27 protein-coding genes and 1 other RNA gene are annotated in these 26,911 nt (G+C 55.4%); 15 read left to right on the top strand and 13 right to left on the bottom strand.

What is annotated here, in order from left to right; all coding sequences use genetic code 11:
* The first annotated feature begins 181 nt into the window (after positions 1–181).
* The 7 genes from H616_RS0110270 (at position 182) to H616_RS0110240 (ending at position 3,123) form a co-directional block, all read left to right on the top strand.
* Complete coding sequence (locus H616_RS0110270) at positions 182–808, top strand: HNH endonuclease signature motif containing protein (protein ID WP_027967289.1); 627 nt, start codon at positions 182–184, stop codon at positions 806–808.
* Positions 798–1,061 (top strand): hypothetical protein, encoded by a 264-nt coding sequence (locus H616_RS15240; RefSeq protein WP_051234207.1) that lies wholly within the window; start codon positions 798–800, stop codon positions 1,059–1,061. Before H616_RS0110270 ends, H616_RS15240 begins: the two co-directional genes overlap by 11 nt.
* Positions 1,062–1,101: 40 nt before the next feature.
* Positions 1,102–1,239 carry a hypothetical protein gene (locus H616_RS15595; protein ID WP_156906448.1) on the top strand — a complete coding sequence of 46 codons (138 nt, stop codon included), beginning with the start codon at positions 1,102–1,104 and terminating at the stop codon, positions 1,237–1,239.
* 10 nt (positions 1,240–1,249) lie between these two features.
* The gene (locus tag H616_RS0110255; RefSeq protein ID WP_027967288.1) at positions 1,250–1,717 is read left to right on the top strand and encodes a hypothetical protein; all 468 of its coding nucleotides are present in this window, start codon (positions 1,250–1,252) and stop codon (positions 1,715–1,717) included.
* Entirely contained in the window at positions 1,714–2,226 is a 513-nt protein-coding gene (locus tag H616_RS0110250; RefSeq protein WP_027967287.1) for a hypothetical protein, read from the top strand. The genes H616_RS0110255 and H616_RS0110250 overlap by 4 nt, the downstream gene beginning before the upstream one ends.
* A gap of 1 nt (position 2,227) precedes the next feature.
* Positions 2,228–2,473 carry a hypothetical protein gene (locus tag H616_RS14720; protein ID WP_035572994.1) on the top strand — a complete coding sequence of 82 codons (246 nt, stop codon included), beginning with the start codon at positions 2,228–2,230 and terminating at the stop codon, positions 2,471–2,473.
* 347 nt (positions 2,474–2,820) lie between these two features.
* Positions 2,821–3,123, top strand: coding sequence for a winged helix-turn-helix domain-containing protein (locus tag H616_RS0110240; protein ID WP_027967286.1), 303 nt, complete (start codon positions 2,821–2,823; stop codon positions 3,121–3,123).
* Positions 3,124–3,166: 43 nt separating this feature from the next.
* Here H616_RS0110240 and H616_RS0110235 read toward each other — a convergent pair whose 3' ends face one another.
* The 4 genes from H616_RS0110235 to H616_RS0110220 all read right to left on the bottom strand — a co-directional run bounded on the left by H616_RS0110235 (position 3,167) and on the right by H616_RS0110220 (position 6,930).
* A complete protein-coding gene (locus H616_RS0110235; protein ID WP_027967285.1) occupies positions 3,167–3,799 on the bottom strand; it encodes a glutathione S-transferase family protein in 633 nt (210 codons plus the stop codon).
* A gap of 166 nt (positions 3,800–3,965) precedes the next feature.
* Entirely contained in the window at positions 3,966–5,492 is a 1,527-nt protein-coding gene (locus H616_RS0110230; protein WP_027967284.1) for a tripartite tricarboxylate transporter permease, read from the bottom strand.
* Complete coding sequence (locus H616_RS0110225; RefSeq protein WP_027967283.1) at positions 5,492–5,944, bottom strand: tripartite tricarboxylate transporter TctB family protein; 453 nt, start codon at positions 5,942–5,944, stop codon at positions 5,492–5,494. Before H616_RS0110225 ends, H616_RS0110230 begins: the two co-directional genes overlap by 1 nt.
* The gene (locus H616_RS0110220) at positions 5,944–6,930 is read right to left on the bottom strand and encodes a Bug family tripartite tricarboxylate transporter substrate binding protein (RefSeq protein ID WP_027967282.1); all 987 of its coding nucleotides are present in this window, start codon (positions 6,928–6,930) and stop codon (positions 5,944–5,946) included. Before H616_RS0110220 ends, H616_RS0110225 begins: the two co-directional genes overlap by 1 nt.
* 260 nt (positions 6,931–7,190) lie before the next feature.
* Between H616_RS0110220 and H616_RS15235 the strand changes: the two genes are divergently transcribed.
* The 4 genes from H616_RS15235 to H616_RS14705 are packed head-to-tail and all read left to right on the top strand — an operon-like array spanning position 7,191 to position 10,991.
* Complete coding sequence (locus H616_RS15235) at positions 7,191–7,796, top strand: IclR family transcriptional regulator (RefSeq protein WP_027967281.1); 606 nt, start codon at positions 7,191–7,193, stop codon at positions 7,794–7,796.
* Entirely contained in the window at positions 7,793–8,443 is a 651-nt protein-coding gene (locus H616_RS0110210) for a response regulator transcription factor (RefSeq protein WP_027967280.1), read from the top strand. The genes H616_RS15235 and H616_RS0110210 overlap by 4 nt, the downstream gene beginning before the upstream one ends.
* Complete coding sequence (locus H616_RS14710; protein ID WP_051234205.1) at positions 8,440–9,870, top strand: sensor histidine kinase; 1,431 nt, start codon at positions 8,440–8,442, stop codon at positions 9,868–9,870. The genes H616_RS0110210 and H616_RS14710 overlap by 4 nt, the downstream gene beginning before the upstream one ends.
* Positions 9,858–10,991, top strand: coding sequence for an ABC transporter substrate-binding protein (locus tag H616_RS14705; protein WP_051234203.1), 1,134 nt, complete (start codon positions 9,858–9,860; stop codon positions 10,989–10,991). Before H616_RS14710 ends, H616_RS14705 begins: the two co-directional genes overlap by 13 nt.
* A 106-nt stretch (positions 10,992–11,097) precedes the next feature.
* On the opposite strand, the gene H616_RS0110195 is transcribed toward H616_RS14705, so the two are convergent.
* From H616_RS0110195 to mscK, 5 genes are all read right to left on the bottom strand, one after another.
* Complete coding sequence (locus H616_RS0110195; protein WP_035573086.1) at positions 11,098–11,430, bottom strand: septal ring lytic transglycosylase RlpA family protein; 333 nt, start codon at positions 11,428–11,430, stop codon at positions 11,098–11,100.
* Between the two features lie 131 nt (positions 11,431–11,561).
* Complete coding sequence (gene cobA, locus H616_RS0110190; protein WP_035573084.1) at positions 11,562–12,356, bottom strand: uroporphyrinogen-III C-methyltransferase; 795 nt, start codon at positions 12,354–12,356, stop codon at positions 11,562–11,564.
* Between the two features lie 189 nt (positions 12,357–12,545).
* Positions 12,546–14,000 carry a sodium-dependent transporter gene (locus H616_RS0110185; protein WP_027967277.1) on the bottom strand — a complete coding sequence of 485 codons (1,455 nt, stop codon included), beginning with the start codon at positions 13,998–14,000 and terminating at the stop codon, positions 12,546–12,548.
* Positions 14,001–14,325: 325 nt separating this feature from the next.
* Positions 14,326–14,422: signal recognition particle sRNA small type (gene ffs, locus H616_RS15440), an RNA gene on the bottom strand.
* Between the two features lie 167 nt (positions 14,423–14,589).
* Positions 14,590–17,919, bottom strand: coding sequence for a mechanosensitive channel MscK (gene mscK, locus H616_RS14700; RefSeq protein ID WP_169516161.1), 3,330 nt, complete (start codon positions 17,917–17,919; stop codon positions 14,590–14,592).
* 157 nt (positions 17,920–18,076) lie between these two features.
* On the opposite strand from mscK, the gene H616_RS0110175 reads away from it, so the two are divergent.
* The 4 genes from H616_RS0110175 to H616_RS0110160 all read left to right on the top strand — a co-directional run bounded on the left by H616_RS0110175 (position 18,077) and on the right by H616_RS0110160 (position 20,285).
* Positions 18,077–19,180 (top strand): phospholipase A, encoded by a 1,104-nt coding sequence (locus H616_RS0110175; RefSeq protein WP_035573080.1) that lies wholly within the window; start codon positions 18,077–18,079, stop codon positions 19,178–19,180.
* A gap of 85 nt (positions 19,181–19,265) precedes the next feature.
* A complete protein-coding gene (locus tag H616_RS0110170; protein ID WP_027967275.1) occupies positions 19,266–19,595 on the top strand; it encodes an ElaB/YgaM/YqjD family protein in 330 nt (109 codons plus the stop codon).
* Positions 19,595–19,993 carry a phage holin family protein gene (locus H616_RS0110165; protein WP_027967274.1) on the top strand — a complete coding sequence of 133 codons (399 nt, stop codon included), beginning with the start codon at positions 19,595–19,597 and terminating at the stop codon, positions 19,991–19,993. The genes H616_RS0110170 and H616_RS0110165 overlap by 1 nt, the downstream gene beginning before the upstream one ends.
* Entirely contained in the window at positions 19,977–20,285 is a 309-nt protein-coding gene (locus H616_RS0110160) for a YqjK family protein (protein ID WP_027967273.1), read from the top strand. The genes H616_RS0110165 and H616_RS0110160 overlap by 17 nt, the downstream gene beginning before the upstream one ends.
* 118 nt (positions 20,286–20,403) lie before the next feature.
* Here H616_RS0110160 and H616_RS0110155 read toward each other — a convergent pair whose 3' ends face one another.
* Genes H616_RS0110155 through H616_RS0110140 form a run of 4 tightly spaced genes read right to left on the bottom strand, consistent with a single transcriptional unit; the run spans position 20,404 to position 26,889 of the window.
* On the bottom strand, positions 20,404–21,270 hold the full coding sequence (locus tag H616_RS0110155; RefSeq protein ID WP_027967272.1) for a DUF7281 domain-containing protein: 867 nt from the start codon (positions 21,268–21,270) through the stop codon (positions 20,404–20,406).
* A gap of 11 nt (positions 21,271–21,281) precedes the next feature.
* The gene (locus H616_RS0110150) at positions 21,282–22,493 is read right to left on the bottom strand and encodes a hypothetical protein (RefSeq protein WP_051234268.1); all 1,212 of its coding nucleotides are present in this window, start codon (positions 22,491–22,493) and stop codon (positions 21,282–21,284) included.
* A gap of 44 nt (positions 22,494–22,537) precedes the next feature.
* Entirely contained in the window at positions 22,538–23,164 is a 627-nt protein-coding gene (locus H616_RS0110145) for a condensin complex protein MksE (RefSeq protein WP_027967270.1), read from the bottom strand.
* A gap of 20 nt (positions 23,165–23,184) precedes the next feature.
* Entirely contained in the window at positions 23,185–26,889 is a 3,705-nt protein-coding gene (locus H616_RS0110140) for an ATP-binding protein (RefSeq protein WP_027967269.1), read from the bottom strand.
* Positions 26,890–26,911: the final 22 nt, after the last annotated feature.

Genomic DNA, 26,911 nt, shown 5'->3' with positions numbered 1-26,911 from the left:
ACCATACCGGCCATCGCGTTGGTCAGTATCACCAGAAGGCCCGACTGTCTGACGATCAGGTCAGGCAGATGCGGCACGACCGGGAGCGCCACAGCATGAGTTACCTGCAGCTGGCTGCTAAATACGGATGCGGTGTTTCTACCGCGCGCGATATTACGCTTTATTGGACCAGGGCTTCGGCATGACAACGATCGACCCGCTCAGAAACAACAGCAAGCCGTGGAGCGATAGCGACCTGGAGCTGCTGCACGATATGTACCCGCACGCCAGCAACGCCACGCTGGCGCGGATCTTCGGGCGCAGCTATCACAGCATCAAGAGCACCGCGGCGAAGCGGCAGCTACTCAAGTCGCCCGAATATATAGCTACCCATCCCGGACGGTTCCGCCAGGGCGACACAGCTTGGAACAAGGGCATGAAAGGCCTGGATATCGGCGGCAAGGGCACGCGCTTCAAGCCAGGTCACATCAGCCACAACTGGAAGCCGATTGGCCACGAGATGGAGATCAGCGGCTATCTCTACCGCAAAATTGCCGAAGGCGGGACACAGCACGAGAACTACCGACCAGTGCAGCACATTGTGTGGGAAGAACGTTACGGACCTGTGCCAGATGGCCGCATCGTGGCCTTCAAGGATGGCAACAATCGCCACTTTGCCATCAATAACCTGGAGCTGATCACCCGCTCAGAGAACATGCGGCGCAACAGCCACCATACCAACTACCCGCCAGAGATTAGCCAGATCATTCAGCTGCGCGGCACACTTAACCGAAAGATCAAAAACAGGATCAAACAGAATGAATCGTGATTTGGAAGGCCTCAGAAACCACCTGTTCGCCCAACTGGAAAAGCTGGGGAACGAAGACCTGGACGGCGACGAGCTCAAGCAAGAGATTGAGCGCAGCAAGTCAATCAACCAGCTGTCGGCGTCGATCCTCGGCAGCGCTCAGGCAGAAATCAAGCACATGGGTCTGACGGGGCAGATATCGAGCAGCCAGTTTATGCCCGCACCTCGCTCCCCTGCCTTGCCGTCCAATTCAGGTAAAGGCCCCGACCAATAACCAGCGCCAGCAATCAAACATCACTCAGAAGGACAGCATCGTGGCAGCACAGAAAATCATGGATATCGTCGTCAAGACCGGCGAATACCAGGACAACGCGGGCATGACCAAGGGCCGCTATCAGAATGTCGGCAGCTTGAAGCAAACTTCACCCACGAGCAGCGGTTTATGCCGCTAAGCGAGGTCGCGTGAGCCGCTACGCAGAAAAAACCAGCGTTCCCAGTGAGCGCAGCCGTGCCGAGATTGAGCAAACCGTTTCCCGCTACGGCGCCAGCGGTTTCATGTATGGCTGGGATGGCGGTACGGCTGTGATGGCGTTCCAGATGAGCGGGCGCCGGATCCGTTTTGATCTGAAGATGCCCGACCGCAATAGCGACGACTTCACCACTACCGATACAGGCCGCGAGCGAGCGCCAGCACAAGCCGCTAAAGCATGGGAGCAAGCCTGTCGCCAGCGTTGGCGAGCCCTCGCCCTGGTCATTAAGGCCAAGCTTGAGGCGGTCGAGTCAGGCATTGCTGAGTTTGAAGAGGAGTTCTTGGCCCACATCGTACTGCCCAACGGTGGGACTGTCGGGCGCTGGATGCTGCCGCAAGTCCAAAAATCCTATGACACCGGAACCATGCCGCCGCTACTGCCTGCTCCGGGGGATGCATGACACAACCAACCCACACCCACCGAGCCCATGGCGGGCGCTTTGCTCAAGTGGCCAGCCATGCTGGAACTGGACCGTTAGACGGACAAACGCTGGTGATCTATCACGACCTAGACAAAGACGTACAAAGCGCCACCACCGTAGATGACTGGAATAGCAGCTGGCGCCCCATTGCGCCGAACGACTGCTCCGTTTGTCTCGGCACCGGCCACGACCAGATCAAGGGCGACAAGCGCCAGCCCTGTGGCGGCTGTTATGGCCTCGGGAAAGTGCGTGACGACGGCGAAACACCCGCCGACTGCTGGGAACTGGCAGCGGTGGCCACCGGCATTATCCAGCGACAGAAGAAAGAACTTGATGAGTTGCGCCAGTTTGCCAATAACCCCGCTGTGCAAGCGCTCATCGAGCAGCAGCGCCAGCAAACAATCACTGACTCAATGGGCAAGCAATACCAGGAGTGGGCTGGTGGAAGCGGTCACGGCCCAGGCGGAAAACGATATACAGGAGATTGAAATGGGAAACGCACAGCTTGATGATTGGTTGGATCCTGAGTACATCCAGATAACACGACAGGAAGCGGCGCGCATCCTCGGACGCAGCCCTAAAGACTTCGACAGGATGCGCAAAGAAGACCCTGAATGTCCTAAGGGCTTCAAGCAAGGTGCTGAACGTAGTGCACGGGTGTTGTTTCGGCTTGCAGATATTTACCGCTACAGCCAGAATTTAATGGCACGTCATGGCGGCGAGCCGGAAGGGTAACGACAGCAAGCATTTTCCTGTATGCCTGCGTGTATGCCTTTTTATGTTATGGGGTGCAAATAACTGATTTATATAGTTAGTTCTATGCGCCCCATCCGCACCATTTTTTTTGATGTAAGTTGTTAAGCTACATAGCCTAAAAAGTTCTTTTTTTGGCTTTCCGCGGTCCCCAGCTAGTCCCCGCAAGAACCCACCCTTAACGAAGTAGTCAACGCCAATAAAATAGGCACATGCCTAACGCTTGCGCTTGCAGCCAATCGCATGGAAACACGCTTGCCCTGTGTCAGTATTTTCCAATACTGAGTAGTATCATAACTCCGTAGTTCAGACCGACGAGGAGCCAAGCAATGACGATCAGCAAAACACAGAGCAGCTTTTACCGACGCTTGTATGTCGCCTACCTAGTGGCCAGAGACGTGGATAACCTGCCTGCCATTATTGACGTCACAGGAATGCCCAGACGAACGGCTCAAGACACCCTGGCTGCATTGAGTGAGCTGGATATTGACTGCCGCTTCGAACCCACTCCTGGCAAGCCCCACAATATAGGCCAGTATGTTATCCGCGATTGGGGCCCTATCGACCCCGACTGGCTAAACCAGCATGCCGAGCGCCTGTGCAAGGCGCTCGGCTATCCTCCACTGGCTTAACCTGCCCGTACTCAGTCTTTTCGGGTTTGGTCTGCGCCAGCGGTCAGGAAGCGCCCTCAGCAGCCGCTTCTTCTCTGGCAACTGCACGCGCACAGGCCGGACGCGCAGCGCAACGCGCCAGATAGTCCTTGAATTGCTCTGGCACAGGGTGCTTAGCTTTCTCAGCCCAGCCTAGCGTTTGTGCCAAAAAGATATCAGCCAGGCTAAAGGCATCACCCACCAGCCACCCCTCGCCATTAAAGCGTCGCTCAAGCGCCCCCATTGCGCGCTTATACTCCCAAGCTGCGGTCGGAATGACTGCCGGTACCTTTTGCGCATCCGGCAGGGCAAAGGTGTGCTTTGCCTGAGTCCAGAGCGGTTGCTCAAGCTCAGTCAGCACAAAAAACAACCACTGATCAACCTGCGCCTGCCCCTCCAGGTCACTCGGCATTAACTGGCCATCTTTGCCATACTTTGCTGCCAAGTAACGACAAATTGCCCCTGACTCAAACACCGTAACGTCACCATCAACCAGCACCGGCACTTTACCGTCCGGATGACGCAGCAAATGCTCAGCGGTCTGCCCTTCGCCCTTGTCCAAACGCAGCGCATGGCACTGGTATTCCACCCCCAGTTCTTCCAGCGTCCAAACCACTCGTAATGAGCGCGAACCTGCATAGGTATAGACATGAACCATGGTTTATCTCCTGAAAATAATAGATGGCGACAAGTTATCGAGCACATTAACAATGTGCCAGCCTAACCGACACCTTACACCCGCTGCATAAAAAAGCGTGCCGCAGTTAACTGCGACACGCTTTTAACAACCTAATTCACCAGACTAATCAGCATAAGCGATAGCGCTAGTCACCGATAGCAGTGTCTTTCTGCTCAAGGCCTCGCATGCGACGACGCAAAACCGGCCCAACAATTGTCGGCAGTATCAGGCCAATTGCGGCAAACACCCATAGCCCGATGGCTAAACCACTATCCCACAGCACCATCCAGTCACCGTCAGAAATATCCAGCGCGTGGCGCAAATTCTTTTCCATCTCTGGGCCAAGCAGCAACCCGAGAATAACTGGCACCAGCGGGATCTCCAACTTTCGCAGCACATACCCAAGCACCCCGAACGCCACCATAAAGTACAGATCAAAAGTCGTGTTACTGATGGAGTAGATACCAACAAAAGCCACCATGGTAACAATTGGCAACAGGTACATCGGCGGCACTGATAGCAGCTTAACGAAAATACCCACCAACGGAATATTCAGTACCAGTAGCAAGAAATTACCAATCAGCAAAGCCGCAATGACTCCCCAGACAATGTCGGCATTCTGGGTGAACATCAACGGCCCGGGAGTAATATTCAGCGAAATCAATAGCGCCAACAACACCGCCGTCGTACCACTGCCCGGCACACCCAACGTCAACATTGGCACTAATGCACCGCTAGATGCACCATTATTGCCAGCTTCAGGTGCCGCCACACCTCGTGGATCGCCCTTACCAAACCCTCCTTTGCTACCAACCACCTTCTTCTCAAGGGTATAAGCAATAAAACTTCCCAGAGACGCACCAGCTCCCGGCAACACTCCCGCAACAAAACCCAACACGCCACCACGAAAGCTCGACGGCATGATATTACGGATGTCTTTCCAGCTTAGCTTGAGCTTACTGACCGAAATCGTTTCTTTACCACCACCAGCACGGTCTTCGATGAAAAACAGTAGCTCCGAAATGGCAAACAGACCGACAATGGCGATGATAAAATCAACGCCCTCAAACAGCTCCAACACACCGAAGGTGTAACGCTGCACACCCGTATTGTCGATACCGACCGTTGCAATCATCAGCCCGAGACAAGCGGCCAACACGGTTTTCATCGGGTTCTTGCCCGTAATGCCACCAAGGGTCGCAAAGGCCAGCATGAACAGCGCGAAGTATTCCGCCGGACCAAAGGTCAACGCAAAGTTGGCCAACACAGGCGCCAGCAGAATCAAGCCGATCGTCGCAATCAAGCTACCCACAAAGGACGCTACAGCAGAGATTGCCAGTGCTTCAGCAGCCTTACCCTGCTGTGCCATAGGATACCCGTCAAGACACGTCATCATGGCTGGCTCATCACCAGGTATATTGAGCAGAATCGAAGAGATACGCCCACCATACATAGCACCAGCATACACCGAGGTCAGCATGATCATCGCTGTATCAGGAGCCAACCCTAAGCTGAAAGCCAGCGGGATCAAGATGGCGACCCCATTGGCGGGCCCCAACCCCGGCAAGGCACCAATCAACGTACCAAGCATGGCACCCAACAGGGCAAACATCAGGTTGTGTGGCGCTAATGCCACACCAAAACCATCGATCAAATAACCCAAGGTTTCCATTAGCTCACCTCCAAGAAGGACAGTAAGCCTAACGGCAACACAAGCCCCAATACGAAGTTGAAAATCACAAACACAGCCACCCCAGAAACAGCGCCTGTTACATAGGCCTTGACTGGCGTAGCGCCCATGCGCCAACACAACGTCCCCACGGCCAGAGTCGTGCTGATAATAAAACCTAACGGCTGTAATAAGCCGGAATACAGCACCAGCACAACCACGGCAATCACCAGCTCAATGCCAGTACGGTTCCAAGGCCAGGCATTGTCTGGGTCTGGACGCAACATCAAGTACAAGCTTGAGATACTCAGCACCACAGCAAGCAGCTTGGGGAAAGTGTCAGGCCCAACAGTCTCAGCGCCCCCGAAGGGTTCCGGGAACTGGGTTGCGCCCCAGCCGTAAGCAACGGCCAGAGCAAGCAATACAGCACCAAAAATACGATCATTCAGCCTCATTACTGAACCAGCCCGATGTCTTTAGACAGCGTTTCAATATCAACAATCTGCTGAGTCACGAAATCCTGGAACTCACCTGCCGTCATATGAAAGGGCATCAAACCATTACTGGACATAACCTCTTTCCATTCATCACTTTCATAGATGGTGTCCATAGCGCCCACCCAGTACTCACGGGCCTCATCAGAAATATCTGCCGGCATATAAAAACCGCGCCAGTTAGGACCGAGAGCATCAATTCCCTGCTCACGTGCGGTAGGAATCTCGCTGAATTCACCCGGCAGGCGCTCCTCCGACAAAACGGCCAGCACACGCAGGTCACCAGAATCCATAAAACCCTGAGCTTCAGTAATATCGCCAGTAAACGCATCAACATGGCCGCCCACCACCTGCGTCATTGCTTCACCGCCGTTGTTATACGACAGATAAGCAATGCGCGGCAGATTTTCAACACCAGCTTCCTGAGCAGCGATCAGCACCTTAAGGTGATCCCAGCCACCTTTAGCACTGCCCCCAGCAAACTTAACGCTGCGCGGGTCAGTTTTCAGCGCCTCCATTAGCGCAGGAAGGTCCTGATACTCAGAGTCGTTAGCTACCGCAATCACGCCATAGTCAGCACCTAAGGCCCCAACCCAATTAACCATACTGGCATCCATACCCGGAAACTGTCCTTGGGCCAAGCGCGTTGTCGTGGCCGTAGACGCAGCCACTAGCAGCTGATCATCTCCAGCACGCTTGCTTACCGTATGGGCAAATGCAACACCACCACCCGCACCCGCCATATTGATGGTCTGCACACTGGCAGGCACTAGATCCAGTGTCTCGAGCACATTCCCAACGCTACGGCAAGTAAAGTCCCAGCCGCCGCCAGGATCAGCCGGCGCAAGGCATTCCACCTTACCTTTCGGCTCAAAAGCCAACGCAGAGCTGGCCCCTAAAGCAAGCGTGGCAATAGCAATTAATTTAACAGGCATAGGTAACGACATGGCGGTATTCCTCAAGCAGTGGCAAAAGTAAGAACAAATTCACCGGCGTAGCAAGTACAGAGCGCCGAGCACACAACATGACTTGTAGAACATCGGCACCTCGCTTACAGTACTTTCTTACAATTCTGTAAGGTGGAATCATGTTCTCCTGAATAGAAAGCTAGACAGCTGTTGCTGATGGGTCAACACCCAGTCTCCAAGTTGCGACCAAAGTGGTAACACCCCAAGCCACTAGCGCTCGAAAAATGAAAGGATGCCCTATGGCACAAGATAGAGTAGAAGCTGTTGAACGAGCCCTGACAATCATGGACGTCTTCAACGCAGAGCATCCCCCCCTCGGCCTACCTGAGCTGGCCAAGGCAACAGGGTTTTACAAAAGCACTCTGCTTCGGTTGCTCGGCTCACTGGAACGCTTCGACTACGTTAAACGTGGCAACGACGGTTTGTGGCGGCTAGGCATGCGCCCTGTGGAGTTGGCTCTACGGCATAGCCCATCACAACAGTTAGCAGCACTTGTTCAACCAGCGCTGGACCAACTGGCCGAGACCAGCGGGGAAACTGCTGCACTACTTGTTCGAGGAAAAACCGACGTGTACTGTCGGCTTAGCGCTTTACCTAGCGCCGCCTTACACCATGCTCTTCACCCTGGCGACCACTGGCAAGCTAACGGACACACCCCCTGCCCCGAGCTACCCAGCGGCTTCATGGAATATTTAGAGCTATCAGCAGAGGCTGGCGCCCCTCAACAATGGCTATCACTGTCCGGCCCTGCGGGTCGCTTAAGTTGCGCGGAGGCGCGTCAAGCTCTGCTAGTTGCGAAACAGGCACTGATACACACCTTACCACTGCCAGGGTTGAAGCTATGACTGTGATGCTCGTTGAAGACGACCACCTACTGGCTGAGACTCTCAAGCACACCCTAGAGCAAGCTGGCCATCATGTACTCCACCTTGGCGATGGCATCAATGCGCGCGAACGCCTGACTCAAAAAGATCATGTTATTAACCTAGTACTGCTCGACCTCAACCTTCCTGGCTGTAGCGGCCTTGACGTACTAGCAGCACTACGTCGCCATGACCGCGACACACCTGTACTCATTCTTACCGCCCGAGGCGCGATCGAAGATAGAGTGAAAGGCTTAGACCTAGGGGCTGATGATTACCTGGCTAAACCCTTTTCACTGGATGAATTAGAAGCACGGATACGCGCCCTACTACGGCGCCGCACCTTAGAAATTGGCGGCCTGAGCCTAAACCCTCTAAACCAGCAACTATACTTAAACGGCAAATCATTAGCCTTGCCGCCCCGTGAACAACGGCTACTGGTTTACTTAATGCGCCATGCCGGCCAGCCCGTTGACAAAACTCAGCTTACCGAACAAGCCTTTCAAGGCCACACCATGGGAGACAACGCCATCGAAGTCTATGTACACCGACTGCGCAAACACCTGTGCGACAGCAAAGTGACATTACGCACTGTGCGAGGCCTTGGCTATGTGTTGGAAACCGAGTGAGCGTTGCGAATAGTTTATATGCTCGACTGCTTGGCTGGCTGCTGCTCTTATTGCTGGGGCTCGGCGGCATCATGGTTCAACAAGCCTGGCTAGATGCTAAGCTCACTGCTGACCGCGCCTACGACCGCCTGCTCGAAGCCGCCACATTAGCCATTGCAGAGCAAGTGAAGTGGCAAGACGATCGCCTGTGGCTAGACCTGCCTCCTGCCGCACTAGAAATGTTATCTACCGACGCAGAGGAACGTGTTTTCTATTCACTGCACGATGCCAATGGTCGTTTTGTCACAGGCAACATTGAGCTGCCTGCCCTAGGGACTGAGAACTCCCACAGCAGCCCGGGCAACGATATTTTCACCGTAGACAACATGCATTACCGCGACCTGCCACTAAGGCTAGGCACACGCTACGCGCGAATTGATGTATGGCAAACATCCGCCGGATTCGAAGTACGCATGGCGCATACCCGAGAAGGCCGACAACAGCTCACTAACCAACTTTTTCGGCGCAGCCTTAGCTACATCCTTGGCATGGCAGCGCTATCAGTCAGCATTTTTCTTGTGGCAATCCGCTTAGCACTAGCACCACTAACCCGCCTAAGACGTGCCCTGCGCGAACGAGACCCTCGCACGCTGGAGCCTCTGACATTACCGCTTCCCCGCGAGCTTGCCGAATTACGCGAAGCACTTAATGAACTACTAAAACGCATGCGCCGAGTACACGCAGGGCAGGAGCGCTTCATCGGCGATGCCTCGCATCAGTTACGCACTCCCTTAGCTGGCTTGTCAGCCCGCGCCGAACTGGCACTACGTCACCAAGACCCTGAACAATGGCGCGACGCACTGAAAGCTATGCTAGATACCAGCACCCACGCGTCTCGCCAAGCCATGCAATTACTGTCGCTCACTCGGTTGAATAATCCTGAGTATCGCCCTGAACTAAAGCCACTCAACCTGGCTCATCTGGCTCAAGATGCCGTCACTAGACACTGGAGCACTTGTCACCGTGCCGGCATCGACCTTGGACTTAACGCGCCAAGCGCGGAAACCAACACCACGCCTCCAGTGATTTTTGGTGAGCAATGGCAACTGGAAGAAGCCCTTTCCAACTTGATCGATAATGCCCAGCGCCACGGGGCCAGGCACATCACTCTCAGCACTACCATGGAGCCATTAGGTATTCTGGTGGATGACGACGGGCCTGGCATTCCCACCGCCTTGCGCACACGTGTTTTACGCCCTTTTCATCGCATCAGCCATGACCCCGAAGGGAGCGGACTGGGCCTGGCCATTGTCAATAGCATCGCTCGCGCCCATCACGCCCAATTCATACTCAGCGACTCACCTACTGGCGGCTTGCGTGCTGCATTATATTTTCCAGCCTCCCAGCCCAACCTCAGTATTGCGGAAAACACCCCATGCGCTACCTAAGCACCTGCCTAACTCTGCTGCTGACAGTATTCATCACGCCACGCCCTGGGTTGGCTGACAACATTCTGGGCGATACGACTCGCACTGCCGCAAATGTACTCACACTCAATGCCAAAAACACGTCATCTAAAAACGAGTTAGTGCTCCACGGCGCCCTCGATATGGAATACATCACTCCCATCCTAAGTGCGTTCCACCAACGCTATCCACATATCAGCATTACTTACCGCAATCTGGAAACTCTAGAGCTACATCAACGCTTTCAGGATGCCCCTAATGAGGTCGACATTCTCATCTCCTCCGCCATGCCCTGGCAGTACCAATTAGCCAATGATGGTTACGCCCAATCACTCGACTCGCCCATTGCAAAAAGCTGGCCAGCTCAAGCACGCTGGCGCCAAGAGCTGTTCGCCTTTACTTTTGAGCCGGTCGTCATGGTCGTGCACCGCGAGTTAACACAGCGCTATGGTCAGCTTTCTGGATATGTTGATTTACTCAACCTACTGAAAGCGCACGGCACCGACTTGAATGGCCGAATCGTTACTTACAACCCCGCAACAAGTGGCGCAGGCTACAGTCATGCCATTCAGGAAGCTCAACTCTCACCTCGTTACTGGGATCTTATCAGCGCCTTCGGCAACGCCAATGCCCAGCTTGTCAATACCACCAGTGCAATGCTGGAGGGGCTGATAGAAGGCCGTTTCTGGATTGGTTACGGTCTTTTAGGAAGTTATGCGCAACCCAGTGTTGAAGCTAATCCAGAGTTAGAAATCATTATTCCCGAAAGCTATGTGCTAGTGACCCAACGCACTGCACTAGTATCTCGCCACGCTCCTAATGCAGAAAATGCTCGCACCTTCATGGACTTTTTACTCGGCAAAACAGGCCAACACATTATTGCTGAACAAACACCTCTTGGGGCCCTGCACCCCGAGGTGATCGGCGAAGGCAGCGCCGCTGAACTGCGTCGCTTACATGGCGATGCACTGCGGCCGTTAGCACTAACGCCAGCACTCTTAGCCACTCTAGATAATCTGAAACGCCAAGCGCTATTACAGCGCTGGCAACGCGAATTTTCGCCCACTCTCCCCGAAGTGACCACCTCAGCAGACGCTCAGTAAGAACGGTGCGAAAAAGCAAAAAAACGGCACCTCTGAAAAAGAGTGCCGTTTCTACTGGCGATGTAATCAGACCGCTTAATTGCAGCGTGTCATTCACCCCCTCAATTCAGCGCTGGACAACCAGCTCGACCGGCACTGTACCTCGGTGCAGCATACCGAGTTCACGAGCCGCCTTTTTAGACAAATCAATCACACGCCCGTTAACAAAAGGTCCACGGTCGTTAATCACCACATCAACCTGCTTACCGCTGTCTCGGCGAGTTACGGTAACGACAGTGCCGAAAGGCAGTGTCCGGTGTGCCGCAGTGAGCGCACTTTGCCTAAATATTTCGCCACTAGCTGTCGTTCGGCCATCGAAGTAATCTGCATAATAGGAAGCAATGCCTTTCTGATCGACATTGCTGGCCAAGGCATTATTACCTGCTGCCGCCCCTATCATGGCAGTCGTCAATAAAGTGACCCGCAAAATATTTGGGCACGCTTTTCTTAGCTTACTGAAAAGTACCATTCTCAGACCTCATGACGGTTTGTACGCCTGGACCGAGATATCGGCTGAGGCGCCTTGAACATTCATGGCGGGCTAGGATGCTTCCCCTGCAGCCAGCCAACACTTGCAGCACGGCCACAGTCAAACCACTCCAGAGCACCATGTAACGTCACAACTGTGCCAACAATAATCAGTGTTGGTGGTCGAATGATATCTTGGGTGATGGCGGCTGGCAATTTCCCCAGCGTACCCGTGTGTACTCGTTGGCGCTGGGTAGTCCCTTGCTCGACCAGCGCCAACGGTAAGTCAGCCCCTGCACCGTGGGCTATCAGTTGCTCAGCAATCGTGGCAATACTACCCAGCCCCATATAAAACACTAATGTTTGACCAGGACGAGACAAGGCCTGCCAGTCAAGATCGCAGCTTCCGTTGTGTAAATGCCCCGTCACAAAGCGCACAGACTGGGCATGATCTCTGTGGGTCAAAGGAATTCCAGCATAAGCTGCACAGCCAGAAGCCGCCGTAATACCGGGCACTACATCAACTTCGATGCCCGCGGCAACCAACGCTTCCAACTCCTCTCCCCCACGACCAAAAATAAACGGATCACCGCCCTTAAGCCGCACCACACGCTTTCCTGCGCTGGCCCAGTCAATCAATGACTGATTAATGCCACTCTGCGGCACGCTATGTGACGACCGCTGCTTACCGACATAGCAACGAACAGCCTGAGGTGGTGCTAAAGCAAGAATTTCGTCGCTAACCAAACGGTCATATAAAATGACATCCGCCGACTGCAAACGTCGCCAGGCCTTGATGGTTAACAACTCTGGATCACCCGGCCCAACACCCACCAAGCTCACCGAACCCGCAGGCATCTCGCTCGCCCAAGAAGGCAGAGCCTCCAACGCACTTTCAACGGCTGCTGTAGCACTGCGCATATTCCAAAATCTCACAAACAAATAAATGAATATGCAACAAAGTAATTAAAAGAACGTAGCCTGGCTACTGATATTGCGCACCAAGGTTATAACCATCGAGATATAAGGCACACAACTCACTTGGCATTATGGCAACAAGCGAAGCCTAGGGCGAACCCATTCGCCCAGCAGAGTGATAGCAATCAGCCCTAGCAGCAACCATGGCCAATGACTGTGGATCTGCAAACTGACCAACCCCAAGGCATCAACAAATACCAGGCCAATCCCTAACGGACTGACATAACGCACCATGAACAACCACACCATATACCAGAAGCGCGACAGTCCAAGCTCGTCTCGGAAGCTCTGCTCATTGAGCACAAACCCTGCCAGAAGCACCATACCTAGCCCGCCCAGCGGCATCATCCAGCGTGAAGTCAGGTAATCCAGCCAATCGAAAAAGTGCTTACCAGCCAGAGTCCAGTCACCACCTATATTGAACGACAACATGGCTAATGTACTGACCAACCACAACACACTACCCGCCAACCAAGAGGCCTTAGTGCGAGACATGCCTTTGTTATCGGTCAGCCAAGATACTGTTGCCTCAATCATTGATACCGAAGAGGTTAGCGCAGCCATAGACAGCATCAGAAAAAACAGAAAACCAAACAACGTGCCAAAAGGCATGGCTTGAAATGCCAGCGGCAAGCTCATAAAAATCAACCCAGGGCCGCTACTTGGATTCATACCATTAGCGAAAATTACCGGAAAGATCGCCATACCAGCCATTAATGCCACAACGGTATCAGCCAACGCCACACTCAGTGCGGTACGCCCGATAGAGGCACTTTGAGGCAAATAGCTGCCATAAGTGAGGATAGCGCCCGACGCCAGCGACAGGGTAAAAAATGCCTGCCCCAGTGCTGCCAACATGCCTTCACTGGACAAGCTTCCGACGTTAAACGAGAACAAAAACCGCATCGCGTCACCAAAGCCTCCAGAAAAAACGCCATACACAATCAATACCGCCAGCATCAGTACCATACCGGGCATCATCCAACTGACACTTTTCTCAATACCCGCCTGAACGCCCTTACCTACAATCAGCATAGTGACTACCGTCACCAGCGTGCTCCACAACCCCAGATTCAATGGGCTAGCGTTGTTAGCAGCAAAAATGGCCGCCATGTCATCCACGCTAGAGCCACTCAGTCCGCCGACGAGGGTTTTCCATAGATACGAGAACGACCAACCAGCGACCACGACATAAAAACTCAGCACCATGAAACCGCATAACATGGCCATCCAACCCAGCAAGGACCACCCACGACTGCCACCCGACTCGTTGACCACCCGACGAATCGCATCAACAGGGCTACCCCGACCACGACGACCAAAGGCAATTTCGGTCATCATTACCGGAACCCCTACCGCCATGATGCACAGCAGATAAACCAACACAAAGGCACCACCACCATACTCTCCGGTGATATAGGGAAACTTCCAGATATTGCCTAGCCCTACGGCTGAACCTGTCGCTGCAAGAATGAACCCCCACCGGCCTAACCATTGGATACGGGGCTGCGCACCATTTGTCATGTCTCACCCGTCGTCATGTCGTGATTACTGTTTGCCGACCGGCCCTAGAGCTGGAGCAGCCTTAAATTTGCGCGAAATATTATCATGAACCCGCCGCTAAGTGCCTCGCATCCGCTCCGCTGCCTCACTCCTAAGTCAGCCTCAAGTAACAAAACGAAAAGCTAACAACGACAACAGCAATCACAGAGTGTCGACAATCACCCAGAAGAAAAACAAAAAGAGAGCAGAGAAAGAAAAAGAAGAGAAAGAAAAGCAGAGGCGGCATAAAGCAACTGGTAGCCAAAGCCGGTAATACTCAGAAGCGGGACCCACAAAATGGAGGCGGCCCCGACAGCCACATCCCGGCACACGCGTCCATCACTACCGTTGCTCCCTTCCGGGCCTGGCGGGGTTTGCGATATAGCGTTGCGGGAGGACCGACGGGGCCACCACAGCACGACATTTACTGATACCCATCATTAAATGTCCATCGCCAAGCAGATCAATAACCTGCGAAGCGGGACGCACTATAACAAGCCCATGAGGCAAGAACAAGGACCTGACACCTAAAGCCATATGGCATAATGCTGTATCAGACCCAAAACCCAGCTCAACGGTTCGGCTCAGGCCCCCATTGCTCGCGGTCCAGGCGCACATCCAAACGATTATGAGCGACCTTAACGCCATGCTCGGCAAACAACTCAGCGACCCGCACGTTGGTTTCATCTGTCGACATCAGCCTATCCTTAAGGCTGCTAACAAATATCCGCACCTCGAAGTCCATACTGCTGCTGGTATATGCCATAAAATATACTTGCGGCTCTGGCTCCTTCAACACTCGAGGGTTCTCACGGGCCGCCTGATGCAGCAGCTGATGAACCAGCGGCTGATCAGAGCCATGAGCCACGCCATAGTGAAGTATTACGCGCGTTACGCTGTCTGACAGCGACCAATTAATCAACTGGTCTGTCACGAACGTTTTATTGGGAATGATGACTTCTTTCAAGTCAAAATCGACCACGGTAATCGCCCGAATTCGAATGCGACTAACGGTCCCACTCAAGGTTCCAATGGTAATGGTATCGCCGATTCTCACTGGCCGCTCAAACAGGATGATCAAACCAGAAATGAAGTTGGCAAAAATTTCCTGCAGACCAAAGCCCAGACCCACACCGAGAGCTGCCACCAGCCACTGAAGTTTCTGCCAAGACACGCCAAGCGTACCCAACGACGCCACAATCCCAATCGACATGATGGTATAGGCCAGCAACGAACTGATCGCAAAAGCACTGCCCGGCTTCAGCTCAAGGCGCGACAGCACCATCACCTCTAGCAAACCGGGCAGGTTGCGCGCCATCACCACGGCTAACGCAAAGATCAACAGCGCGACCAGCACATCCGCCACCGAGACGCCCCCTGACCCAGCCGCATCAAACATCTCACCGCCGAACACAGCGATCTGATCAAGGTAGCTGAGCACCGTCAGCAACTCACGCCACACCAAGTACAACATCACCACAAAGGCCATCATCAAAATGAGCTTGAACAGTCGTAGTGACTGCTGGCTGACCTGTTGCATATCCAGCGGAGGCTCTTCGGGAATGTCCGCGTTATCGGCACGTTCCTGAGCCATATTTGTGGCTTGGGCAGACTGCGCTAATGCACGACGATAAGCCAGCCGCCGCGCAGCCACTGCCAGCCCTCGAACAACCATCGACTCAACCAGCACCCAGAAGCCACACAGATACAACGTCAGAACAAAGTGATCCAGTACACTTAATGCCATGTAGGTGTAGCCATATACCACCAGCCCTCCCAGCACCAGCGGAACGAGAGCAATCAGCAAGCCCAGCATTAAGCGAAATAACTTGATGCCAAAATAGGGAACATGAGCCAATACCAACTTAGCCAATGACCAACTCATGCCACCTAACCCACTCAACAGTAGCAGCATAACCAAGGGCCGCTGAGACAGGTTAATTCCAGCGCCTTGCGCCAATAGCCCAATCACTAGCACCGTCATGAGAGCAACGCCCAGCCACAGCAACCAATACCGTAATTGTGACGCGTACCCTGACGACCAATGGAAATGCTGAATAGCGACGCCACCTGGAACCAATAGCGCCCGCATCCAAGCGACTAAGCTCCACGCCAATGACACATGCAGCAACATCGTTCCAACAGCCTGACCATCCACACCCGCGCCAGCTTGCAGGGCAACACTGACGGATAACAGCAGCAACGGCTTGGGCAACGCCAACAAATAAGTCAGCGCAACAGCCTTAGGCGTATGCGCCTGGCTATCAAAGCGCAACCGTCCAACCTGATCATGGAGCGTTTGCAAATAACGCAAAATCCGCCGCCTAAAACCAAGCAACACCACAGCGACAAGCGCTACCGGCACCCCTAACCACGCGCCAGGCCCAGGCCTTTTCCAGTGCACTGGCAAGCCACGACGCCACTCACCCGCGCGCCACTCTGCGGCAAAATGCTCGGGCAACCTTCGCAACCAAGCAAGGTCCAGAGGGCGCGCATTCGCCACCCAAAACAGTTGTTTGTCGATCGTTCTTTGCAGGCTGACACTAAGCGCCTGCTGTTGCTGTTCAACCAACTTCAGCTCAATAGCCGCTGATAGCTGCTCGCCATACACCGGCTCTAACTCATCGATCAGCTTGCGCTGCTTAGCTATCAGTTCATCAAACGCTTCCAGTTGCTGCTCACGTTGAACGGGGTCTTGTGCTGTCATTGTCAGCTGCTCAACAGCCTTGCCCACAGATGTCGACAGTGCTTCACGCTGATGATCCAGCTCAAGCTGCTTCAACCGCAGATCGGCAATGTCATCTTTCAAGCCCCCCTGTGCCGCCACCTTGGGTAACGCTTTACGCTGTTCTCGTAAGATTTGTGACAACAAGATGCTACCGCGTGCAGCCTCAACGTAATCGGCCAAACCGCGCTGCACTTGGCGCATTTTATCAAGCTGGTGTTGAGCTTCCTGAGCCAAGCGCTGCATGTCACGTGTCTGAGCACTCACTTCCAAAAGCTCAAGCGTGAGCTCACGGTTGCGCTGAAAAACATGAGCAATCACAGGCACCGACATTACCTCATCAAGCACCTCTCTACCGACACCGGCAATTAACGCTTCGGAGTTCTCACGGCGCCGTTGCTCAAGCTGGCTCTGAATAACCAGCAACTTCGCTTCTTGCTTTTCTACCCAGCGCTCTAATAGCTCTTGGCGTTGCTTTAACAGCTCGCGTAACCGTGAATTTGTTGCCAGCATACGATGATTAAGCGCCAGCTGCGCCTCTGCCAGCTCTTGACGCACGCTAAGCCGAATACGCTGCGGAGCCGATTCTTCCAGTCTTGAAGAAATTTGCCTATTCACCGAAGAACGCGCCGTTTCCAACATTCGCGTAGCCTCAGTAATGGCTTGCTGAGCCCGCTCCGGCAAGGTTCGTGTACCTAACAACTGAGTTTCTGTTTTCGCCAGTTGCTCACGCGCGTCATGCAAGGGTTCGGTCTGCTCAGTTTGATACTGCTCCAGCTGCTCAAGCGACATATCACCAAGAGCAGCCAACAACGCGTCGGTGCTCGGACTTTCTTCCTCCGCCTGAAGGCGGCGACTCAACTGTTCAAGCTCAACGGGAATGTCTTCCAGCATTGCCTCAAGATCGGCTCGCTGACGCTCAACCAGGGCTATCTTCTCAAGATCTTCAATCGAGGCCTCAAGCGCCTCAATTTTACGCTTTTCGACACCGCCCAGCGCATCACCCTGAGCAGCCATCAGCTCATCTAAGCGTGCCTGCAGCAGGCCACGCTCAGGCAAGCCAGACGCGCCTGCCAGGCCTGAAAAAATAAGCGACATCCATAGGCAAGCGATAAAAACGCCGCCTTTCCACCATGGATGTAGAGGTGATAGTGAGAAACCTTTGACGTAAAACATCGTACCTCGGCTTTGCAAGCACATGACAATACAGCGACACTTAGCTTTCTATCATTACAGGACAAGCAACATGTTGCCATCATCACACATCGCAAAAGTTGACTTGTCGCGACAGCATGGTAGAACGGCAATCTCACCCAACCAGGGCAGCGCTCTCATGAAATCGCCACGTTTTTTCAACGTGCTCATTATTTTCCTTGTCACCAGCGGCTTTTCTCTAAGCACGCAGGCCCAGAGTCGCCCTGTCAATAGCGAAGAACAGCAAGCGATACAGCAAAGAATCGAAAGCCTTGAGGCTGAGCTGCAATCACTTCGCCAGCAACTCGAACCGGGGCCAAGCTCTGCGCATCAGCACTCTTATACAGAAGAACGCTCCATCAGCAATGAGCTGGAGCTTGAGGAGCCCAAACCAAAAGACAGTCAAAATCACAGACAGAAAGAAGCCAGTCTTAGCGAGGCGGTCGTCAAACGCCGCATGCTTGAGGCAGAATCTCAATATAATCCACTAGCGATCACCACGCACCGGCGTAACTATTTACTGCCCCTCACTTATACGACCACGCCGAATACAGAGTCGTTTAGATACATTGATGATGAGCACGGTCCAGATCGCTTTGAAATGGTTTTCCAGTTCAGTGCAAAATTCGCCTTAGCTGAAAACCTGATATTTAACAATGGTGACTTATACTTCGGCTACACTCAACGCAGCTGGTGGCAAGCCTATAACACAGATGCGTCGTCACCATTTCGCGAAACCAACTACGAGCCAGAACTATTTCTCGACTTCCATAACAACACCCCTCTGCTCGGCTGGACCAATATCAACAACCGTATCGGCTTTAACCACCAGTCCAACGGTCGCTCAAGCCCATTATCACGCAGTTGGAACCGGATCACCGCGGCCTCCACATTTATCAAGGACGACTGGGCAATCACCTTCGCCCCTCACTGGCGCGTTCCTGAAAGTAAAAGCAACGACGACAACCCCGACATCCTTGACTACAAGGGCTACGGCGACATCACCATTGGCAGACAGTTCGGAGGCGGTCAAGAAGCCACCGTTAAATGGCGCGGCAACCTTGATAAAGGCAACATGGGCACCCAGATTGATTACTCGTGGCCATTGTTTGGCAAAGTGCGCGGCCACATCCAGTATTACTATGGTTACGGCGACAACCTGATTGACTATGACCGTGAAGTACAGCGCCTAGGTATCGGATTCAGCCTCAACCCGCTATACACTACGGGAACCTTCAACTGATAGCAGGTGTCGTTATCCCTGTTGCCAGTAAATTTACTGGCATACGTCAGCCCTGTTACACATTAGTTACCAAGAGGAATGACCCATGGCAGATCGTTCATCCAAGCGCCCCAGTACTCGTCAGCTTCAAGAGGATATTCAGCACCTCACCGATACGGTCGAAGAAATGTTGCAAGCGACTGCTGACGATTCGCGCAGCAACATCAAGGAAATGCGGGCAAGTGCCGAAAAACGCCTGTCTGCAGCGCGCTCCCGCCTGGAAGCCCGTGGCGAGGAGATGTACCACAGCGCCCGCGACACGGTAACCGACCAAGCTGACGCCTGTGATCGCTATGTGCGCGACAACCCCTGGACCAGCATCGGCATCGGTGCCGGGGTCGGCGTTGTCATAGGCATGCTGATCGGCCGCCGCTAATGTCATCCAATCAGGGGCCGGCTCAACGCGTGTTGGATGCTGGCAAGCAGTTGTTTGGCAACCTGGTCGCCACTGGCGAGACGCGCTTGCGTCTCGCTATTGTGGAGCTGGAAGAAGAACGGGCGCGCTTGGTCACCATGGCTATCCTGATTGGCTTGGGCCTGGTTCTTCTGCTTCTCGGCATCGGCGCGCTGACCACGCTGATTATCGTCATCTTCTGGGATACACACCGCCTGACCGCTATCGGCGTATCAGCGGCAGTATTGATGACCTGTGGCTTGCTCTCGCTAGCCTGGGTTATACGCATGGCCCGCAAGCGCACCCTACTGGCCAGCACGCTCAAGCACCTAGCCATGGACCGCGCACTACTGGAGGCGCCTGATGAGTCACAGCGCTAACCAGGCCACCACCAAGCGCCAGCAAAGCAAAGCTGAGCTTAAGGCTGAGCTTGAAGCCCATATTGATCAACAGCGCTTAGCCTTGATGTATCACAGCGCCCGATTAAGGCAAAGCGCCGCACCTATTGACCAAGGGTTACAGCGTGCGTGGCAATGGCGCATACCGCTTATCGCCACGGCAGGCATCGCACTACTTCCTGTGCTACGCCGCCCCGGCAGCGTCATCAGGTTGAGCAAAAAATTAGCACTGGGCGCCCTGACACTAAACCGCGCCCGCCGACTGCTGCGCTGACATCGAGTCAGTAATGAAAATCAACATTTCATTACTGCGAGCCTTGGTTTGGCGGACGTGGGCAGTTCCATTGATGCTACCGACCCTGCCATAGAGCCATCTCATTCCGTGTGCTGTTTTAACGGACCACCACGCTGACCAAAGTTTCGAACCATTGCTGGCGGAGGCCTTTGTGCGAGCCGAGTAGAATCGCGAGGTAGGGTTGCAGCGGGTGGGCGGCGGGGAGCGCGTTGCGGTGGCGTTCCAGTGCGGGGCGAAATGGCAGTTGCTCTGCCGGGTCGTGGAAGCCGGTGGCGTGGTGCTGTAGCCATTCCAGCGGCGGCACCAAAAGCGCTGTAGCACCGCTGGAAAGCGCGAGGCTGACGCCCTTTACATCAAAATCCCCGGCGTAGTAATGCGCTTTTCGGGTGTTGCGCCAGGCTTCGGCCAGGGGGCGGAAGGCGCCGCCGTACTGGCTATCGCCCCGGTAAACCACTAGCGGTTGCTGGCTGTGTTGAAGCGCAAGCGAGGTGGGGTCGAAGTGGTAAAAGCAGTCGAGGTTTTCCACCTGAATCAGCGCATCACACGTCTCCAGCTGAATGCCGCGCCAATCCACATCGGCAATCGCGCGGGGGGCGTGGGAAAGCCAGCCGGGATGTTGTGACGGCACGTTCACCAGCACGCGGTGGCTGCGCGGGCTCTCCCCCAGGCTTTTGTCTTCTTCCACCCCTTCCTTGGCCTGCTCCAGGCTGGATAACCCGCTCAATGAGCGCCCGACTGGTGCCTGCCCTTGGCTGAGCAGGGTCTTATTGATCTGTTTGATCAGCTCGCGGTCGAAGTGCAGTTCTTTGCCGTTCAGGCGCAGGCCGGGGTCGATGTAATGCTCATGGCACCAGGCCACCACGTCGTCCACCCACTGGCGGCGCGGCCTTACTACCTCGGCATGGCGGCGCAGCAGGTGGTCCACTTCGTTAAGGCTTTTACGCGCCCGGCCGGACAGTTTCATAGGGTTTCCTTTCATGCCACACCTTCAAAACGCAGGGCCACATCATGAATCAGGCGCACGTCGTTATACACCCCTGCAGGGCTTTCTTCAGGGAGCCATTGAAAAGCGCCCTGTTCCTGACGCGGCAGCCCCTGATATTCGGCGATAACCTGAAACAGCCAGATTTCCTCGGGCCATGTCAGCTCGCTTGCCTGTAGATACGCCAGGGCGCTGAGGGGTTCATTGGCACTGCTATCCACCACATGCAGGTAGAAGGCTTCCACATCCTCTTTCAGCGCCTGTTGCCGCGCGGCGACCATGGCACTTTCCGCGATTAACGCTGGGCTGGCCGCTGCGGTCGCCTCGACGGGACGCGTCACGCTGGGCAGGTCTTTGAGCAACGCGCCCAGCAGGCTGACATCCTGATGATGATCCAGCGCTGCCGCACCAGCGGGCCTCAGCGGGGCGGCATGATTGCAAAGCTCTGGCACCTCGCTGCGGCGGGCGTAGTTGCCCGGTGTGAAGCCTGGGTGTTCGCGCAGAAACGCGGCCATACCCGAGACCAGACGGCTACGTGCCTGCATGCGCCGAAAACGCGCCATCAGTTCGGTCAGGCGGCTTTGCACTTCGCGCAGGCTGGTGAAGTGCTGGCTGAGTTGCTGCTGAAGCTGGCTGATAAGGAGTTTGCGCAAGGTGCCGTCGTTGCCGACCAGATCAATCAACTCGTCGAAATCGATCAACGCCAGGCCATCCAGCAGGCGAACGACCTGTTTCTGGGCGCGTTCGTTTTCACGCACCTTGTCATTCAAGCGGCTGACAAAACCGAAATCGCTGTTAAGCCGCTGCCACAGGCTATCAATGGCATCGGCAAAGCGGCCGTTGAGGTCATCCACCGTCTGGCGCAGGCGCAGAAGCTGTTGCTCCTGTTGCCAGTAATCGCCCAATTGGCTGGATTCACGGTAGCTGGCGACCTGGGTTCGCACCTGCTCCAGGGTGTCGGCCACATCGGCGTTCACCTGACGACGCGATTCATCCGCCACCATTTCCGCAATCAGCTCACGCATTTTGGGCGTCAGCTTGACGCCGCCCTGCTCGTCCGGCCGCCACACAATGCGCGCCGCAAACAGGCGGCGCAGGGCGTTACTGCTCAGCCCTTCCAACGGTACATCGTCGCTGACATAGCCTTTCATCAGGGTTTCACTGTGGCGGCCAAGCAGTGCCAGCCGTTCTACGCCGGTGGTCATTAAACGGCTTTCCAGCGGCGCATTCTGGGCGTCGTTGAACTGGCTCACAGCAATGCCTCCTGCCTCGCCTCGTCTTCCCTGTCGATGGGCAGCTGTTCTTCGTCGCGAATAAAGCGCACCCAGTCAATCAGGTAGTCGATCTTACCGGTGACCAGATAGACCTGTCGGTCGCTGTGCGGCTGTAACAGGTAACCGTGCTCTTTCAGGCGTTTGAACACCTGCTTGACCTGGGCATCGAGCTGCTCACTCTGGGAGCCGAAAAAGCTGTCGGTGGCCAGCCGTTCGATGCGCTCCCGCAGGCTGGGGTTATCTTCGCTTCTGGCCTGTAGCTCGCCAGGTTTGAGTACATCTCCTGGTGCCAGTACACCGTCGCGCCCTAAGGCTTCCTGCACTAGTTGCAGCCATTCCAGCAGCGGCAGAAGGTGGTTGACCGTGTCGTTGAGCTGGCGCGAGAGCTGCTCACGGGCGGCATCATCCACCTGCCGCCAGGCCAGAAAGTACACGCTGGCATCCTGGTTGGTAGCCAGACGCCGGTTGAGCGGGCGCAGGTAATCGTCCAGGGCCTCGCGCAGCGTTTCGTCCTGTAGCTGACGAAAGGCGCTTTCATCGCTGACCGCACAGACAAATTCACCGGCCAGCAGGCGCTCCAGCAAGGGTCCGTGGCTAAGCATGTTGGGGTGGTTGTTCTCGCTCATGCGGGCACCTCCTCGCTACGTGCCTTTATACGGGCGGCCAGTGGGCTCAGGCGCGGTTCAATGCGTTTCAGGCGGCGGATGTCGGGAAGCTTGGCATCCTGTTCGATCAAGTAGCGATGGTGAAACAGCATCAGAACATCCGATTCCGGATTCGGGAAGGCGCCCACCACATGAATGCGGTTGCTGTCGCAGGCATCAAACAGTTTCTCGACGTTGTGATAGGCCAGGGTGCCAATTTCATCAATCGGCCAGTGGATGGCGATCTCGGCCTTGCCGCGCAACAGGCGGGTGAAGGCAAGCAGAAACTTGCACAGAATCAGGTAGGCCATGCCGTGGCTGGAGGATTCCAGTAGCTGGCGATCGTTCTTGATCACCAGATCCGCGCCGCCTTCGTTCAGGTGCAACTCCAGACGCAGCAGGCTTTCAAAACTGTACTGCTGATCATGGCGGAGTAAATCCACCACCTCGGTCAGGGCATTGAGGTAGTCGTCGCTGGGCAGGTCATAGCCCGACTGTGTCCATTCATGATAACGCTGAGCGAAATCCTTGAGCGGCTCCCAGAAGCCCAGCTCATCAATGGTTGACTGGATCTGTACTTCGGCCTTGGTGATCCCTTCCAGACGCAGGTCGTCCGCGACTTCGTCGGAAAGCCGGCGGCTCTGGGCGCTGATACGCCGATTGAGGTCACGAAACACAGTGAAGAACTTGACCAGATCATCGCCGATATTGCGCCCTTGCTGCACCAGCTGCTGTTGCTGGTCTTCCAGCAGTTTAAGCATATCGCCAAGCAGTGGCAGCAAGCGCCGTGGGTCGTCCCTGTCCGGCAGTTTTTCACGCTCGCCTTCCAGCATTTCGACAAACCCACTGCTGGCGCCTTTGATCAGCTGGCTTTCCACGTCCTGACAGCCCTTGCGCAGGTGTTCTCTGGCTTCAGCACGCTGTTTGAGAGCCTGTCGGGCACGCGCGAGACGTTCGCTGACATCTCCTGGCGCCTCCTGCTGGGGCGACGCATCCGCACTCAGGGCCAGCTCATCCAACTGTTTTAGCAGCGGTTTAAGCTCTTCCAACAACGCCTGGGCCTGCTGATAGGCTTCCTGCAGTTGGTTGAGGGCTTGGCGATGGCTCGCCTGGGTAGACTTGAAGGCTTGCTGTTGCTGATCCCGCTGGCGTTTGAGTGCATCGCAGCTGCGGGTCAATTCACTCAGTTGCTGAATCAGTTCCGGCTTTTGCTGCCCCCACTCCACGCGCATGAAGCGCTGATAGAGATCCAGTTCTTCCTGACGAGCGGCTGTTGCGCGAATATGCGTTTCCAGCTGCTGCAACCGATGGCGGGTATCACGCAGGGTAACCGGGTCGACACCGCTGGCCTGAAGCTCCTGATCAAAGGCCTGCTCCAGCTCTTTGCACTGGCGCTGGTGTTCGCTTTTGAGTTCGGTGAGCTGCTGTTTATGCTGCTGAAAGCGTGCAGCCAGGCTGTCCAGCTGGCTTTGAGCATCGGCCTTGAGTTCCAGAAGCTCTGCCTGATGAGAGACTTCCAGTTTGGCCTGTGCATCCTGTTGTTCTTCCTGCAGGGCCTGCTGAATAGCCTGCTGCTCGGCCAGGGCTTTTTCCTGTTCAGCGCGTCGCTGCTGTTGCGCCCGTGCATGGCGCTCCTGCAGCTGGCGGCGGGCCTGCTGGGCATATTCGACGTCTTCTTCAGCGCTGGTAATCGCTAACCGTGCCTTGCCCAGCGCCTGCTCGGCAAGTGTTACCCGTTCGACCTGCCGGCGCAGATTTTTTTCGTTGCTCTCAACGTCGGCTTCTGCCCGCAGCACAGCGGCGTCGGCAGCCTCGATGGCGGCAAGCAGACTGGCTTCATCCTGAGCGTAATCCGGCAGCGCGATGGCGTTAAGGTTCACCTGCAGCCCGTAAAGGCTGTCGTTTTCTGGCGCGCTGTCGTCATTTTCGACTGCCAGCATGGCAGGCGCCAGATCACGGCGTTCCAGCAGCTCCGGCGCCAAGACTTTACCCAGGGACTGTTCCCAACCAGGGCGATGAAAGCGCAGAAAGTGGCGTAAAGAGCCTTGCTCCGGGTCTTTCTGGCGGTACAGTTCGCCGCTGTGTTGCTGCGCTGCCTCCAGACGCTGGCGGGCGGCATTGAAGGCGCTGTCAGCGTTTTCGCGTTCCTGCTTATGCGCCTCCAGTTCCAGGCGCAAGCTGTTGTGATGATCGCGGGCGGCACTGAGTGTACTTTGCGCCTGATCCAGCCGCGCCTGAGCCAGTTCGGCCTCAGCGGTTTCGTCAGCGTTGGGGCCTTGATGCACCAAGGCCGCTTTGAGCGTGGCCAAGCGTTCAACGCCTTCCGCCACACGCCCCTGAAAGCTGGCGTCCAGCGTCTGGCGCTGCTGTTGGTAACGGTTGATCAGGCGTTGCTGGTCATCCCAGTGCGTTTCGCGCCGTGCCGCCTGTTCTTCTCCAACGGCATCCATCTGGGCCTGAAGCTCTTCACTCTGGCGGGCCAGAGTCTCGCCCAACTCGCGCAAGCGGGCATCTTTACGCGCCTGGCTCGCCTCGGCGGCTTCCTGCATCAGCGCCAGATGCTCGCGCAGCTGCTGGTGTTTTTCGCGCTGTTGCGGCAGGGCTTGCAGGTCACGCTCAAGCTGCGGCATGTCAGCGTCTTCATAGGCTTCATAGCGCTGCTGAAGGTCTTCCAGGCTGCGTTCGGCCTGCTTGCGCTCGCTTTCCTGGGCGCTGAGCTGGTCGTTTAACGCATCACGGGCGGTTTCGTAGTCTTCCTGCTGGGCTTTGAAGAGCGCTTTTTGCTCCTTGATAGCAGCGTCGGTATCCGCCGCGGTGCGTTCGGTACGGTGCTGATCGGCATCCAGCTGGGGCTTGAGTTGCCATAATACGGCGTCCAGACGGGCAAGCTCGGCATCCGTCTCACGCAGCTCCGCCAAGGCGCGCTGCAGCGGCGTCAAACGCATGGACTGGCGCATCTGGGCGATCCAGTCCCGCGCCTTGGTGCTGCGAATCCGGGTGACGGGCAACTCCACGCCGTCTTCTTCGAAAATCGCCGCCAGCATGGTCTTGAGGGTATCCAGCTTGCCCTCTTTGGCATGCACCGCCGAGACCAGCTTCTCCATGTGGCGGATACGATGTTCCGGTTTCACCAGACTGAACTGGGCGGCCATCTGGCGTAGCCTGAGCGCCTCTTTACGGTTGCCGTGAGAGGCCATACCGGGAATCGGGGTGAAGTCATTCTGAATCACCGCGCGATACTCCGAGGTGGCCGTCAGCTTGCTGGAGGTAGCGATACCGTTATGGCGCAGGCCATTCAGCCACTGCGGGTAGTCACGCGCGACAACGCTACCTTCACTTTCAAGCAGGTAATCTTCAGGCCGGTAAGGGGCGGCCACAAAACGGTATTCCACGCCACCGCTGGTGCTGCGGGTCAGCACCACCTGGCACAGGCTGCCCGCTTCACGGCGATATTCGTAGACAAGGTAACTATTGCTGTTGGGCAGATAGAACGCATCAAACTTCATGCGCGTTCGTGGTACCACCCGGTTGGGCAGCTCGCCATAGAACACCGGCACCAGTCGCTGCAAGGTGGTTTTGCCGGAGGCGTTGGTGCCGCAGATATTGGTGTGACCATCCAGACTCAACTCGACCACACCGTCGAGATGGCCGTGAATCATCACGATACGTAATAAGTGAGCCATGCCGCATCCCTAGTCATGTCGT

Origin of the sequence: Halomonas halocynthiae DSM 14573, assembly GCF_000425725.1 — a bacterium.
Lineage (GTDB): Bacteria > Pseudomonadota > Gammaproteobacteria > Pseudomonadales > Halomonadaceae > Halomonas > Halomonas halocynthiae.
This window is presented reverse-complemented; position numbering and strand designations above follow the sequence as displayed.